Source organism: Virgibacillus kimchii, from assembly GCF_055379185.1.
Genome location: NZ_AP043951.1, coordinates 402,356 through 417,511, shown reverse-complemented (window position 1 = coordinate 417,511; position 15,156 = coordinate 402,356). Strand labels below are relative to the sequence as shown.

The window sequence follows — 15,156 nt, the reverse complement described above, 5'->3', positions numbered from 1 at the left end:
GAAAACCTCAATGGGCTCCAAGCTTTAAGTGAGAATAGGAACCTGCATAACAGATCCCTATTCCCGGTCCACTCACTTATAATCTTCATCCAAAGGCTTATCAAACTTTCCCCTCATTACCTGAACAGCCGTCAGAATAATCCATACTGCAAATACAAAGATGATCGCGCCAAGGACGAATAGTAACGTATTAGGCCCCGTGCCCCACCATGACCATTCGAAAACAACCTGCTGTAACATCGCCCACAATGTCATTAGCATAACGAATATCATTGGAATAATTACGGCAATATAATTCCTTCCAAGCCTTTTCAGCCATACAGCGACCAACATTAAACTAATCGCTGCCAGCAACTGATTTGATGTACCGAATAATGGCCATAGCAAATATCCGCCTGAACCAAAGCCCTGTGGTCCTTCCGGCAGCAATACAAGCGCTGCACTCGTACCAACTGCAACAGAAGTAGCAACATGTCTTTTTGTTAATACAGGTACTTTATACTCAACACCCAATTCAGAAATAATATAACGCATCAGCCTCACAGAAGTGTCCAACGATGTCGCTGCAAAGCTGATTACCATTATGGACACCAATGTTGTCGCAATATCCGACGGGATAGCTAAGCCACCGGCAAGAACGGAGGCACCTTCAATAAAAATACCCAGGCCTGCTTCATTGGCATCCACAAAACTGCCGTAAGTTGCAAAGAAATCACTTTGCGTTGTAAAAAATGTTCCCACTGCAATAATGGAAAGAAGTGCTAAAATTCCTTCACCTACAGACCCGGCATATCCAACAAACCGTGCATCTGTTTCTTTATTTAATTGTTTCGACGACGTTCCCGAAGAAACCAGTCCATGGAACCCCGAGATCGCACCGCAGGCGATGGTGATGAACAGCAAAGGCAGCCATGGTGTGTCTGCACCTGAATTGGTTACCGGGGCTGTCATTTGCGGATTTGTCAAAAACATACCCAAATACAGAATAACCAGACCAAGTACCAATTGATGAGAATTGATAAAATCCCTTGGCTGCAAAAGCTTCCAAACCGGCAATGTGGAAGCGATATAAACATAAATCATCAGAATAATGATCCAAATAAAGAAAGCAGAAGATACCGCACCTAACCCAAAAATTCCTTCAGCACCTTCCCCGCCGAAATACCTGACAATATCAATCTGCAGAAAATCCACCCTGCTGGAGATCACAGCGACAATATACATGACGGCCAAAGCCAGCAGCGAAGGGATCAGCATCTTCGTCTTCCCTTTATATACAACATAACCTATCCATATGGCTAATGGAATTTGAATAAATACAGGCAATACGCTGGATGGGTACGAAATAAACAAATTGGCAACTACCCATGCAAAAACTGCGTTTACCATTAAAACGAGAATCAGGATAATAAATAAAAATAAGATTTTTGCTCTTTGTCCTACCAGTCGGTGAGCAAGAGTTCCCACCGACTGTCCCTTGTTGCGGACTGATAGAACAAGCGTACCAAAATCGTGAACACCCGCTGCAAAAACCGTTCCTAATATGACCCACAATAAAGCAGGCAGCCATCCCCAATAAAGCGCAATTGCCGGACCGAGAATCGGAGCAGCTCCGGCGATAGAGGAAAAATGATGTCCCCAAAGCACAAACTTATTTGTCGGAACAAAATCCACCCCATCTTTGTACTTATGAGCCGGAGTAACATAATCCGGGTCCAATCTAAAGATCCTTTCCGCTATAAACTTGGAATAATAGCGATAACCCAGTGCGAAAATCGCCATACCTATCAGTGCAATTAAAATACCAGACAAAACTTTCCGCCTCCCCTTCATTTTAAATTTTCAAAAAGTAATACTTGTCCCTCTTTCGTTATAATATGTACGGAAATTTACTTTATTATCAATTTTATATTAATTGATAATAAAGTAAATTATAATATTTTTTATCTTAATTGTAAATAACAAAAAAATCGACAGGATTTTTGTATTCCTGTCGATTTTCACTGCAGGTACAGAGTACTGGTTGCTTTTATAAAGACGTGAATGCTCTTTCATCAACCATTATTCCAGGAGTCTATAAAAACAATACAGCAAATAATGTGCAAAGGGCGAGACCCGCCATAACCGGAATAAAATTCCTGCGTACGAGCTCCATTACTGATATACCACAAAACCCGGCAATGGCAATTAATGAGGACCAGGCTACCAGTGTACCACCGCCGGTCCATATTGAACCCATTTGCCCAATTGCTGCAAGCGTACCGGCATCAATTGAAGCATTTGCTAATGAAGCAGACAGTGCTCCGGTTAAGGGCAGACCGGAAAATCCTGAGCCGTCCAATCCGGTTATAATCCCAATAAGCAACACACTGAATGCTGCCAAAAACGCACTTTGTGGTATATATTCCTGGGAAGCCTGCACAATATCAAAAAGGAAAGCCGGTGCGTTTTCTTCTATTCCTAAAATGCTTCCCGAAAAATCCGGACTTCCCAGGAAGAAAAAACCGGCAATCGGAATAACAGGTCCCATCGCTTTGAAAGCAAAAGTAAAGCCATCGGTAATATGGGTACTGATATACTCCAATGCATGCTTTTTCCCAAAAGCAATGGTTGAAAGTAATAGCAGTATTACAGCAACACCGCCGACAAAGGCAGCTCCATCTCCCCCTTCCAATCCGCTCATTCTTCCGCTCAGCAGCTTTTCATATACCATATAAATTACAACACCCAACAGTGTTATTGGCACTAGAATGGCAAATATTCTGCTCCACCTATCCAGGTTTTCGGTTCCCTGTTTTTTATCCGACACTGAAGCAGATTGCATCTTCTGTACTTCCCATTCATTTCTCTCATCATCCCTGGACCTTATATTTTTCCTGTACAGTAAATAAGCAAGCATGATGGCAATCACACCGGATATGCTGGATAAGATCAATGCTTTATCAGCAACGATCGACGTTTCTATCCCTGCAGCTGTTGCAGATAAGCTCGGAGCAACCTGAACAATATAATCAGACGAAAGTGCCATGCCCTGACCTGCAATCGCAATAGCTACTGCAGCTGTCATAACCGGTAACCCGGCACGAACTGCTGCAGGTACAAGCAGCGCACAAATCAATGGAACCGCCGGTGTTGGCCAAAAGAACAAAGAAATTATATACGTGACAATTACTAGTATAAAAAAGGAGATATGTCCATTAGTCATAAACTTCTGGATAGGCTGTATCATTTTTCTGTCCGCACCTAAATCCTTTAAAGAATTTAATAGTGCAAGCATAAAGGTAATGATCAGAAATATGTTAAACAGTTCCTGGGCAGCAACCAAATTTGCCTGAAATATTGCTGTAAATCCGTCAACTAAATTCCCGTGATAAGCCAAGGCAACAACAAATGTCCCAAACAAAGTAGGCATCACTACGCCTTTACGGAAAATCATGGTGGCAATAATGCCCAATGTAACTAAACCATATAGCCAATGAGAAAATGATAGCTCCACCATTCTCCCCTCTCCTCCCTTCCATGGTCATATAGCCTATGCCGAAACTATATGTTTAGTTCATATTCATACGGGAATGAAGAAAGTGAATACTTGAAAGGGAGGTATTTAAAATGAAACCATTTATCAAGGAATATACAAATGACGAACAACTGGCAACAGATGTAAACCTCTTAAAAGATCGAGGCGTGGACAAAGACAATGTCTATGTACTTTCCCATGATGATGACCGAACCGAGCGCATTGCAGACAACGCAGATGCAAATACAATCGGCATGAAAGAAATGGATTTTGGGGATGCAGTCGGAAACCTCTTTAACAGTAAAGGAGACGAACTGCGCACAAAACTTAAAGAGATGGGATTAAGCGACGCAGAAGCAGAACAATACGAAGAAGAAATGGACGAGGGCAAAGTACTACTGATTGTGACAAATGAAGATGTTGATTATTTATTATAAAGTAAGATCATTGAACCCGGCTGTTATGGCCGGGTTCACCTTTTACACCGGGTTAATACCTCTGCTCCTGAGATTCTCCTTTTCCAATAAAAAAGGTAACCTCTGTATGCTCAAGGTTACCCTTTGTGAGCGGGCTGACTGATTTACGCTGCATTAATTAATGTTCTTGGCTGTTTATGGAACAGGAAGAACACAAGCACTGTACATAAAACAAATGATGGCAGCATGTAGGATGCATTATAAATTAATGAATAAAGCCACGCCGGCTGACCTTCCACCGCGGAGCCAAAGAAGACGATCCCTGCGATATAATGTGCAAGGAAGCGTAATACACTGCCCAATAAAACACCAAATGTAATATAAGTTAAATATATTTTTGTTTCGCCGTTTTTAACAGCCTGCTGAACTATTCTTGCAAAAACGCCGGCAAATCCTAATACAGTAAATGCAACGGCATAATCAAGAATACCCTGCACAGGATGCAAAATATAAGCTGTTCCGGTGGCAACCTGCAATACTCCAAGTAAAAATCCGGACAGTAAGCCACCCTTTAGCCCCCAACGAAACGCCACAATAAAGATTGGTATCATGGCAAACGAGACCGAACCACCCTGGGCCCAAATTTTAAAAGATAAAAATGGTAAAATGTCCAAAAGTAATGCCAATGCTGTAAAAATAGCCACTTCAATTAAAAATAAAACTCTTCTGGATTGCAAATTAACACTCCTTCCCCCTATTTTGGAACGCAAAAAAAGCAATGCCAAGGGGAAGACTTCCTGATGGGAAACCCGCTCACATTGCTTTATTCCATCAAAAAAGCCACCATCCCTGCGCTAGTATTAACTAACAGGTTCTAAGGGTAAGAACACATACCTTGTTCACTCTCAGCCAAAAGGCTCCCCCTGCAGGCTTTCAATCTATGCTTTTTTCACTTTATACCATTGTATACCAGACAATAGTAAACTTCAATGTTTCATGTGCGTAAGATCTAACTGACTTTAAGCTTTCGTATTTTCACCTGCCAAAGTTATAAATTCCTTGACATCTGCTACACATAATTCAAGCGCTGATTCCGGGAGTTTGACACCTAAATTAAATAAAAAGTGATCATAAGCCAGTGCAGGCTTATATTTTTTTGTCAAATTCCGCTTTAAATAATTGCGTACTATTTCGTACTATTGTATAATATAAAGTATAAACACAGTACGGAGGAGATGTGTGTGCGCATTAAAAAAAGTGTTTCCAAAGGGTCAACGTCCTATTCTGTTATTAAAGATGTTTATCGGAACGGAAAGAAAACCTCAAAAGTCGTTGAGGCTTTAGGAAACGATGAGGAAATTTTAGAAAAGCATCCCGGTGTAGATCCCTATACCTGGGCAAAAGAATATGCCAAAAAATTAACACAGGAAGAAAAAGAGAGTAACTATAAAATCATTGCCAGATACAGTCCAGCCAAGCAGATAGAATTGAATAAACAAACGTTGTTTAATTCCGGTTATCTTTTTTTACAATCCCTTTATCATAAACTAAAATTAGATCAAATCTGTCAGAAAATCTCTCAGAAATATGAATTTGAATATGATCTTAATGAAATTCTTTCACGTCTTCTGTATTTGCGCATTCTACATCCCACTTCTAAAAAGGGGACGTTTGAACATTCGAAGGACTTACTTGAGCCCCCACATTTTAAGGAGCATCAAATGTACCGGGCACTTGAAGTACTTGCGGAACAATCTGATTTCATTGAAGAAATGGTCTATAAAAACAGCCTCCAGGTGGTTGATCGAAACACGCAGGTTTTATATTATGACTGCACCAATTTTTTCTTTGAAATCGAGGAAGAAGACGGTATGAAACAATATGGGGTTTCTAAAGAAAATCGGCCCAGCCCAATTGTTCAAATGGGACTATTCATGGATGGATCAGGACTGCCACTTGCCTTTAGTATGACACCTGGAAACAGAAATGAACAAACCACCTTGAAACCGTTGGAACGCCGTATTCTAAAAGACTTTAACCTTTCGAAATTTGTGGTATGTACAGATGCCGGACTATCTTCGAATAAGAATCGGATATATAACACGAAAGGACAACGCGCATTTGTCACCACACAGTCAATCAAAAAACTGAAGAAGTTTTTGAAGGAGTGGGCGCTGGATTCTAAGGGGTGGCGAATACCGGGAAGCAATAAAAAAGTAAATTTAGAAGATGTCCGCAAGCTCAAAAATGACCAGAGAACGTATTACAAGGAGCGTTGGATAAAAGAAAATGGATTGGAACAAAAGTTAATTGTCACGTACTCCCCCGTTTACCAGCGATATCAAGCATCTATTCGGGAAAAACAAGTAGAACGCGCGAAGAAGAAAGTGGAAAATCCAAGCTCGTTGAATAAGCATAATCAGAATGACCCAAAGCGATTCATCAAAGCAACACATGTGACAGATGATGGTGAAATTGCAGACAAAACCCAGGCAACCCTGAATCAAAAGCAGATCGATAATGAATCCATGTATGACGGATTTTATGCGGTATGTACCAATCTGGAATCCACTATCGAGGAGATTATCAAGATTAATCGAAGGAGATGGGAGATCGAGGAGACGTTTCGAATATTAAAGAGTGAATTTCAGGCCCGGCCTGTTTATTTACGGAGAGATTCACGGATAAAAGCACATTTTTTAACATGTTTCCTATCCCTATTAATTTATCGCATTTTAGAGAAAAAATTAGATGAACGCTTTACATGCCCGGAAATAATCAATACATTGAGGAATATGAATATGTGGGAATTGGATGGAGAAGGATACATACCTGTATATACCCGAACAGAAATCACGGATGCGTTACATGATGCATTTGGCTTCAGAACCGACTTTGAAATTGTTACTCAAAAAAACATGAAAAAAATTTTAAAGCAAACCAAAAAAGGAAAATAGTACGCAGTTTTTGGGTGTTTTAAAACCGCCATAAACGTTGAAATCACAATGTTTATGGCGGTTTTTAGTGTCAAAGATGAGATTGTATACCAGACAATAGTAAACTTCAATGTTTCATGTGCGTAAGATCTAACTGACTTTAAGCTTTCGTATTTTCACCTGCCAAAGTTATAAATTCCTTGACATCTGCTACACATAATTCAAGCGCTGATTCCCAAAATTCCGGCTTAGTCAGGTCTACCTGTAAATGTTTTTCTGCCAAGTCTTCCACATTCATTTTCCCGGTATCACGCAACAGTGCAATATAATCATTCTCGAAGTCATTTCCCTGCTCTTTGGCTTCTGCATAAATTCCCAGGCTGAATAAATAACCAAATGTATAAGGGAAGTTATAAAATGGTACCCCTGTTATGTGAAAATGCAGCTTCGATGACCAAAAGTTTTCATCATATTCATCAAGGTTATTGCAATATGCTTCTTTTTGCGCCTCAATCATCATTTCATTTAATCGATCAACAGAAACAAGTCCCTGTTTTCTCTCCTCATAAAAGCGTGTTTCAAATAGAAACCTGGCATGAATGTTCATGAAAAATGCGACACTTCTTTGTATCTTATCTTCCAATAAAGCCAATCTTTCCTTATTATCTTTCGCGTTATTTACAGCAGCATCCGCAACAATCATTTCAGCGAATGTAGATGCAGTTTCGGCAACATTCATGGCATAGCGCTGATTAAGACCGTTCACATCATTCATTACATGCTGGTGATAAGCATGACCCAGTTCATGTGCCAATGTGGCAATATTTGATGAAGTTCCTGAATAGGTCATGAAAATACGCGTTTGTTCACTATCAGGAAAACTTGTGCAAAATCCCCCCGGCCTCTTTCCCGGCCGATCTTCTGCTTCAATCCAACGTTTTTCAAATGCCATTTCCGCAAATTCACCCATCCTGGGACTGAACTTATTAAACTGTTGAATGATAAATTCTGCCCCTTCTGTGTAAGATACTTTTTTGACCGATTCAGAAACAGGCGCATTTATATCATACATGCTAAGTTTTTCAAGTCCCAATAGTTCAGCTTTCTTATTTAAAAATTCAACAAAATGTTTCTTATATTTCGTAATGGCAGTCCACATCGCATCCAATGTATCCTTTTTCATACGATTGATCGCCAAAGGTTCTTTTAATACATCCTCCCAGCCCCGGTGTCTATATTTCTGCAAGCGGAATCCGGCTAAATGATTTAATGTCTGTCCGAAGAAATCAGCTTTGTCCTCCCATGCTTTACTTAATTGGTCAAACACATGCTTTCGTACATTTCGATCCGGATGTACGATTTTATTGGCAGCCTGTCCTACAGAGTAGGAATTCATTTTCCCATTTTCCTTAATCTCAACCTTCATGCTGCCGACGATGGTATCATACATTTGACTCCATCCGTGATACCCGTCCACTTCCAGATCATTGATTAATATTTCCTCATTAACAGATAACCGTTCTTTAGCCTTCTCTCTGTTTTCATTCAGTATAAATGAGATTTCCTGCAAAGACTCCGATTGTAACATATCGTTCCAGACTGCCTCATCAATCTGTATGAGCTTTTGTTCCAAACTGGTTTGAATCGCCTCTATTTTCGCCTTAATTTCACTTTTTTTTGCAACCAGCTGACTCGCTTTCGTATCGTTTACATCCTGGGCACTTAAACAGCTGATAAAGGCAAAAGCTTCTCTTGCTTTTTTGGTCAATTTTTCAAGATGCTCAGTAATTTTTTCCAGTTCTACGATGTTATTTGGTTCTGCGGGAGAAAAGTTGGATACTGTAAGGGATAGCTGCTCAATTTCTTCCGACATGTCTGACACATATGTATGAAATTCTTTAGATTCACTTCCTCCCGGGAAAATAGCGTCTAAATCCCAGGCAGGATGATACGTTTTTTGCATGTAACCTCTCCTTAAACAAGTATTTTTGATTTCAGTAAAAGTGATATTTTACATATTTTTATTGTACCAAAAAATCAGAATTTTTACAGGTTATTTCCAAATAAATGTAAGTTTGGAGCAAATTCTATGGGGTTGCAAATCAAATTTCCCCAGTTTATTTTTTTATTAATCGGGTAAGGGATTATAACTTACATCTGCTCTTCCTGATTCAAAGCTAGCGGGCCCGTAACTAATTTTATTAAAAAAAATCCAAAGTGCTGGTCTTTCGAATTTCCTGTACCGTTGAAGTGAATCTTTTTATAAGTACCATTACTTGACACTACTAATTTATGATTTTATACTAGGTAACAGAAAGTAACTATAGTGTTACATAATATGAAGGAGGAATTTATAAATGGCAAAAACAGTGTGGAAAGTAGATACAGTTCATAGTGACATTGGATTTTCAGTAAGACATATGGCAATTTCAAAAGCGAAGGGAACCTTTAATGATTTTGATGCGGTAATTGAAGCGGATGTAGATGATTTAACAGATTCAAAAATTGAAGTAACCATTGATGCAGCAAGTATAGACACCAAGAACAAAGACCGCGATGATCATTTGCGTAACGAAGATTTTTTTGATGTGGAGAACCATCCAAAAATCACGTTTAAAGCTACCGATATTAAGAAAAAGGCAGAAAACAACTACGAAGTTACCGGAGACCTTACAATCCGTGGTACAACAAAGCCGGTCGTACTGGATGTTGATTTCGAAGGACAGAGCAAAGATCCGATGAGCGGAAATACAGTTGCCGGATTCAGCGGTAAAACTTCAATAAACCGTAAAGATTTTGGTCTTACCTGGAATGCTGCACTGGAAACCGGTGGCGTACTTGTAGGTGAAGAAGTTAAGATCAACTTTGAAATTGAAGCACATAAAGAAGGCTAAATAATTAAAAGGAACTGCCATCAGTTGATATAGGCAGTTCCTTTTAATTTGAACCAGTTGAATCACCCTCAAGATTAAAGGCTGCTGATTCAATGAGTAAAACACTTATCCAACAGAACTGCCTATAACAGTACTTCATCCTGTATTGGTCAATTTAACAAATTTATTTTCGTAAAATCTTTTTTTCTTGGCATTTTTCCGCTGGTCAAAGAAAGAAATAACATCAGCAAGTGCGTTCTCCAGCAATTCACGGTCATTGGACTTTTCCAGCTCCTGGACTGCAAATTCATAATTTCTCCCTGCAAGAGAAAGGTTTTTTTGTTTCATATGCTCCAGACAATAGGCATATTGCATATATATCATGCCAAGTTTTCTTGCAGAATAGGCAGTAAGCCCCCGGTAAACACGGATAGCATACTCATAATAGGAAACTGCTTTTTCCAAAATAGATTGATTAAAGTAATAAAAGGCCATTTCAGTTAACGCCTCAGCATGAACCATCCTGTTTTTCAAACTGGATTTCTCCAACAAGGGAAGCGCTTTAGATAAGTATTCGAAAGCCTTTGCTTCTTCTTCCATACTGCCATATGTTTTGGCAATACTTACAAGACTGTTGATTTTCATTTCTTCATGTTCATCTCCTGCCAGTTCAACAGTTTTATTTAAATAAAAAATAGCGTCTTCGGCTTTATTGATGGTTGAATGCAGCACACCCAATTTAAAGTGCAAAAATAATATCATGTATTGGTCGCGTTGATCATTTTCTTCAAAATAAGTTAACCCTTTCTGATAATAATTAATGGCACGCTTAAATTTCTCGAGGTTTTCCTCTGCTTCTCCCAACACGAGATAGCCGCGGGCAAGCTTGATTCGATCTTCCTCATTTTCCTTTTCCATTCTTTTTACGGCCTCGCTCAAGATTCTTCTTGTCAGCCTGTAATCACTTAAGAATGCCAGCTCTCCCAATTCCATCAGGGAGTCCACGGAATGCGTTTCAGTATGATGATATAAATCGGATAGTAATGCTGCAGATTCTTTTACTGCTCCTATTTGTGCCTGACTGATTGCCTCTGTCAGCAATAGAAATTTAATAATTTCCTCTTGCCTATACTTATCCCTGAATTCTCTCGCTTTTTTAACTACATTTGGATAATGCCCTTCTTTAAATTCATGCACAATATATTCTAAATCACTTTTATTTTCAACATTTAAGACAGCCTTTTTTTTCTTATCTATATCAAAAATAATACTGTTTGGCATATTGATTAACACCTCTCCCTTCAAGCTTTTTCTTTAGTCTAACAGTATTTTCATATTTTCCAAATAATAAACACCCAAAAAGCAAATGCATGTCGACTGTAAAAACAGAACGTATGTATGTTATAATTAAAAAAGAACGGAGGTGCAGTGTAATGATTATTTATTATGACGGCTACTGCTCCATATGCAAGGGATCAAAAGCATTTTGGAAAAAAGTAGATTGGGGGAAAAAACTGACGTACCAATCTTTTCGTGATCTTCCATCTTATCCGGAAGCCATGGAAAAAAGCCTTCATGTCTCCCATAAAGGCAAATGGTTTCAGGGTTATCATGCGATACTTGAAATTACAAAACAAATTCCAATAATGTGGCCTCTGCTCCTATTCATGTATCCTGTAAAATGGATCGGTTTCGGGGAAAAATTGTATCAATATATAGCCAGGAACAGGAAAATCATTCCTGTCGACCAATGTACGAATGGTACTTGCCGTATGAATAAATCATGAGCTAATCACCTGTAAAATAGTCCACTGTATCTGAAGAGTAAATATGAATATTCAAATTACCTTCTTTTGCAGCAGACCGAATTAATATTGGCTGATTGTATATATTTTTAAATATAAAATCAGGCCCCCACCAGCTGACTGCAGCATCTTTTCCCGGTGGGACATAGGGAACGTTTTTGGAATGGGCATACCTTTCAATGACTTGAATTCCTTTCAAATCAACTGCATTAAAAAGCGTTGAAGAAACCTGACATATTCCCCCGCCTATATCTTCTTCCAGTTCTCCTTTTACAATAACAGGGGCACGCTTGTATCCCTTTTCCTCTGTTCGTTCCCCGACAACCTCATTAAATGAAAAAGATTCTCCGGGGAAAACAACATGATTATTAATAGCTTCTGCTGCTAAAGAAATATTATATGAACGTTCTTTATTGTTTTTATTATAAGAAGTCGAATAGCTGCCCAGTCTATTGGTCCGAATCTCCTCCAGCAATCCACGATCCACTTTCGGATAGACATCTTTAACCGGTATTTTAACTACTTGTTCCTTCCGCTTACTGTAAAATACTTCCCTGAAAGTTTGGTGGAACTCGGCCTTATCCAACATAATCCCCTGCTTGCCATCGATAATTTGACCGTGTTTATTAATCCTTGCATTTTCAGGTGCTGTATAAATTTTATCCTCCAGATTCTCCACTAATTGATTTAGCTTCGTTTCATCTATAAAAAGAGAATCAACAGGATGCAGGGAATATTGATCTATTTCAACCTTTTGCAATTCCGGTAAATCATGTTCACTCTCCATTTCCGCCGCTGCATAGGTGGGATTGATAAATATAAGAAGGATAAATAATAATTTCATCTTTAGACACCTCCCATCTTAGTATGGGAGAAAAAGAAAAAAATAACCGGGATTTCTCCCGGAACGACATTAATTAATGAGATAAAGAGCAAAAGCTAATAAAGATAATAGGATGGATATGGAATAAATCCAAACTTGAATGGGCACATTGGATTTTAAGGAACTTTTTTCATACTCCAGGGAACGTTGTATCTCATTCTGCGGTGTGTCCCCTTCTTCTTCATACTTTTTCATTTTATTTTCCTCTTGTTTAAATGCGTAAAATGTTCCACCCAATGCGGCAGCAAATAATATTATTAATAAGATAATGAGTCCTGTATTCAAATTTATCCCTCCAAAGTAAGCGCGCCTGAATTCACTGCATAGTGTGCTTTTTAACACACACTTTATGATAATAAATTGATTAATTTTTTCAACTATTCACCTTTTAAATTACTGAGGAAAAAGACCACCTAACGCTGGCTAGGTGGTCTCGGATTCTTATCGGAAATCTCTTGTATCTTCCATGTAATCACTTAAAAGACGATACCCGACAAATGAAGCAATTACTAATAAAATACTGCATAACGTTTTATTTTTCATACGATTAACCTCCCGATTTTAATGAAGATAAGCTGTTGCAATAAAGGTCTTCCAAAATGGGACCGTGCTTTTAGAATGGACGGAATTTCCCTTTTTTCAGAACCAGTTTAGGTCCTCCCATCAGATACAGGGAACGGTTGTCCACTACCTTTTTCATTGCTGCAGCACGTTTACCGGAAAGCTTGTAGTCGTTTAATACATTTCCAATCCCATCGTTTATACCTAGTGAAGCGACCGTTCCTTTATCATCAAAAACAAAGTCTGTCATTGGCCCGCCTGTAAGAAGGGCTTTCAGATTGGCTGCCACTACATCAGCTTCCTGTACAGCTAATTGTGCGGTTGGAGGGTATGGGCGGTCTGCTTCTTTGTTCCAAACCCAGGAGCAGTCCCCAATAACAAAAATGTTTTCTTCACCTTGCATCCGGAGGTCACTGTCCACGTTCACTTTTCCTTTCACAAGTTCAAAACCGGAGTTTCCAAGGACGGAGCTCCCTTTGACACCGCCGGTCCATACAACTGTTCCTGCTTTAATTAATTCATTGTCTTCCCCAACAATAAATCCTTCCGGTGTACATTCAGAGATGGGCGCACCAATTCTGAATTCAACTCCTCGGTCTTCCAACGACTTCATTGCATAGCTGACAAGGTCCTTGTCAAACATAGGTAAGATGGAAGGTGCCGCTTCTACGTTAATAATTCGTACTTTACTGCGTTCTATGTCATATTTCTTGCAAAGCTCGGGTACTTTTTCCGCGAGTTCACCAACAAATTCGATACCTGTGAAACCTGCTCCCCCAACTAATATATTCAGGTCATGCTCTTCCATATTCTCATCATTGTTATATTTGGCAAACTGATATTCAATATGTTCGCTGATTAAACGGCTGGAGTCAATATCTTCAATGGCAAAGGCATGATCACTCATTCCTTTAATGCCAAAGTCATTGGATTCAAAACCAAGCGCAACTACCAGGTAATCATAGGTAAGTTCACTGTTTTCCAATACAACGGTTTGTTCGTCCTTCTTGATTTCCGTCACTGTATCATAAATAAGGCGAACCCTGTTTGGATTAATGACATCACTAATCATTACACGGGCCTGGTTTGGATTAATCGTCCCTGCAGCGACCTCATGCAGCCATGTGGACTCATAGTGATAATTATGTTTGTTGACTAATACGATTTCCGCCTGTTCAGGCGTTAATTGTTTGGACAGGCGTCTGGCAGTGGTAAGACCGGCATATCCCGCTCCAAGAATGACTATTTTTGGTCTGTTTGAACTCATAAAACTTCCACCTTTCTTAAATGGTCTAAGTATTAAGCGATCTAATAAATAAGCTATCATACCAGTAAAAATACCTAGATGCACTTTAACTATAATATAACATTCTAATCATATCAAAGTTTTTAAAAATAGGCTAATGAACTTAATACTTTTGGTGTCAAATATTTGGATATCGTCTCGAATGATTAAATTGGTCGAACCGTTATTTCATTTACATTCACATAATCCGGTTGGGTAACAGCATAAATAACCGATCGTGCAATGTCCTCTGTCCTCAGTGGTTTTCTGTCGTATGAAGCAAGAGCTTCGGAGTTTCGTTCTGTTACCACCATTCCGGGTGAAATATTCGTAACCCGGACACCTGTGCGTGCCAACTCTTTTTCCAGACCCTGTGAAATCGCCCTGACAGCAAATTTGGTTGCGCTGTACACCGTACTTGCTTTCGTCACTTCAAATCCTGAAACAGAAGCTGTATTTACAATATGACCGGAAGACCGTTTAATCATATCCGGCAATACAGCATGTGTTCCATACAAAACCCCTTTGATGTTCACATCTACCATTTGCTCCCATTCTTCCATTTCACCATCCGTAATTTTTGAAGAAAGTACCAGACCGGCATTATTTACTAAAATATCAACTTGTCCAAATGCTTCTTTTGATGTTTGTGCCAGCTTTTCCACCTCGGATTGCACAGAAATATCAGTTACAACAGTCAGAGCGCGGCCCTTCCCATTTCTATGTATTTCATCTCTAAGTGCATCCAGTTTTTCCTTCCTTCTGGCTGCCAATACCACATTCACTCCTTCTGCAGCCAAATGTTTCGAAATGGCAGCCCCGATTCCACTGCTGGCTCCTGTTATAATTGCTGTTTTACCTGTTAGTTTTGTCAAATGGT

The 15,156-nt window shown here is 39.3% G+C and carries 13 protein-coding genes and 1 riboswitch; of the genes, 4 read left to right on the top strand and 9 right to left on the bottom strand.

Going from position 1 to position 15,156, the window contains the following annotated elements:
• Positions 1-72: 72 nt before the first annotated feature.
• Together ACZ42C_RS02145 and ACZ42C_RS02140 are read right to left on the bottom strand one after the other, a co-directional pair.
• Positions 73-1,812, bottom strand: coding sequence for a carbon starvation CstA family protein (locus ACZ42C_RS02145; protein ID WP_461180929.1), 1,740 nt, complete (start codon positions 1,810-1,812; stop codon positions 73-75).
• 262 nt (positions 1,813-2,074) lie between these two features.
• Positions 2,075-3,496: a hypothetical protein gene (locus ACZ42C_RS02140; protein WP_461180993.1), complete on the bottom strand. Its 1,422-nt coding sequence runs from the start codon at positions 3,494-3,496 to the stop codon at positions 2,075-2,077.
• A 113-nt stretch (positions 3,497-3,609) separates the two neighbouring features.
• On the opposite strand from ACZ42C_RS02140, the gene ACZ42C_RS02135 reads away from it, so the two are divergent.
• Positions 3,610-3,954 (top strand): YflT domain-containing protein, encoded by a 345-nt coding sequence (locus tag ACZ42C_RS02135; protein WP_461180930.1) that lies wholly within the window; start codon positions 3,610-3,612, stop codon positions 3,952-3,954.
• A gap of 143 nt (positions 3,955-4,097) precedes the next feature.
• Here the strand turns inward: ACZ42C_RS02135 and thiT are convergent, their stop codons facing one another.
• Positions 4,098-4,670 carry an energy-coupled thiamine transporter ThiT gene (gene thiT, locus ACZ42C_RS02130; RefSeq protein ID WP_461180931.1) on the bottom strand — a complete coding sequence of 191 codons (573 nt, stop codon included), beginning with the start codon at positions 4,668-4,670 and terminating at the stop codon, positions 4,098-4,100.
• A gap of 92 nt (positions 4,671-4,762) precedes the next feature.
• Positions 4,763-4,867, bottom strand: a riboswitch (TPP riboswitch).
• A 307-nt stretch (positions 4,868-5,174) separates the two neighbouring features.
• Here thiT and ACZ42C_RS02125 point away from each other — a divergent pair.
• Positions 5,175-6,890 carry an IS1634 family transposase gene (locus ACZ42C_RS02125; protein WP_461182985.1) on the top strand — a complete coding sequence of 572 codons (1,716 nt, stop codon included), beginning with the start codon at positions 5,175-5,177 and terminating at the stop codon, positions 6,888-6,890.
• A 139-nt stretch (positions 6,891-7,029) separates the two neighbouring features.
• On the opposite strand, the gene ACZ42C_RS02120 is transcribed toward ACZ42C_RS02125, so the two are convergent.
• Complete coding sequence (locus ACZ42C_RS02120; protein ID WP_461180932.1) at positions 7,030-8,832, bottom strand: M3 family oligoendopeptidase; 1,803 nt, start codon at positions 8,830-8,832, stop codon at positions 7,030-7,032.
• Positions 8,833-9,226: 394 nt separating this feature from the next.
• Here ACZ42C_RS02120 and ACZ42C_RS02115 point away from each other — a divergent pair, with 394 nt between their 5' ends.
• A complete protein-coding gene (locus ACZ42C_RS02115; RefSeq protein WP_461180933.1) occupies positions 9,227-9,763 on the top strand; it encodes a YceI family protein in 537 nt (178 codons plus the stop codon).
• Between the two features lie 135 nt (positions 9,764-9,898).
• Here the strand turns inward: ACZ42C_RS02115 and ACZ42C_RS02110 are convergent, their stop codons facing one another.
• The gene (locus ACZ42C_RS02110; protein WP_461180934.1) at positions 9,899-11,023 is read right to left on the bottom strand and encodes a tetratricopeptide repeat protein; all 1,125 of its coding nucleotides are present in this window, start codon (positions 11,021-11,023) and stop codon (positions 9,899-9,901) included.
• 152 nt (positions 11,024-11,175) lie between these two features.
• On the opposite strand from ACZ42C_RS02110, the gene ACZ42C_RS02105 reads away from it, so the two are divergent.
• Entirely contained in the window at positions 11,176-11,529 is a 354-nt protein-coding gene (locus ACZ42C_RS02105; RefSeq protein WP_461180935.1) for a thiol-disulfide oxidoreductase DCC family protein, read from the top strand.
• 1 nt (position 11,530) lies between these two features.
• Here the strand turns inward: ACZ42C_RS02105 and ACZ42C_RS02100 are convergent, their stop codons facing one another.
• From ACZ42C_RS02100 to ACZ42C_RS02085, 4 genes are all read right to left on the bottom strand, one after another.
• On the bottom strand, positions 11,531-12,391 hold the full coding sequence (locus ACZ42C_RS02100; protein ID WP_461180936.1) for a VanW family protein: 861 nt from the start codon (positions 12,389-12,391) through the stop codon (positions 11,531-11,533).
• A 69-nt stretch (positions 12,392-12,460) separates the two neighbouring features.
• Complete coding sequence (locus ACZ42C_RS02095) at positions 12,461-12,715, bottom strand: hypothetical protein (protein ID WP_461180937.1); 255 nt, start codon at positions 12,713-12,715, stop codon at positions 12,461-12,463.
• Between the two features lie 328 nt (positions 12,716-13,043).
• Positions 13,044-14,258, bottom strand: coding sequence for an NAD(P)/FAD-dependent oxidoreductase (locus tag ACZ42C_RS02090; RefSeq protein WP_461180938.1), 1,215 nt, complete (start codon positions 14,256-14,258; stop codon positions 13,044-13,046).
• Positions 14,259-14,443: 185 nt separating this feature from the next.
• Positions 14,444-15,151 carry an SDR family oxidoreductase gene (locus tag ACZ42C_RS02085; protein ID WP_461180939.1) on the bottom strand — a complete coding sequence of 236 codons (708 nt, stop codon included), beginning with the start codon at positions 15,149-15,151 and terminating at the stop codon, positions 14,444-14,446.
• Between the last annotated feature and the right edge of the window lie 5 nt (positions 15,152-15,156).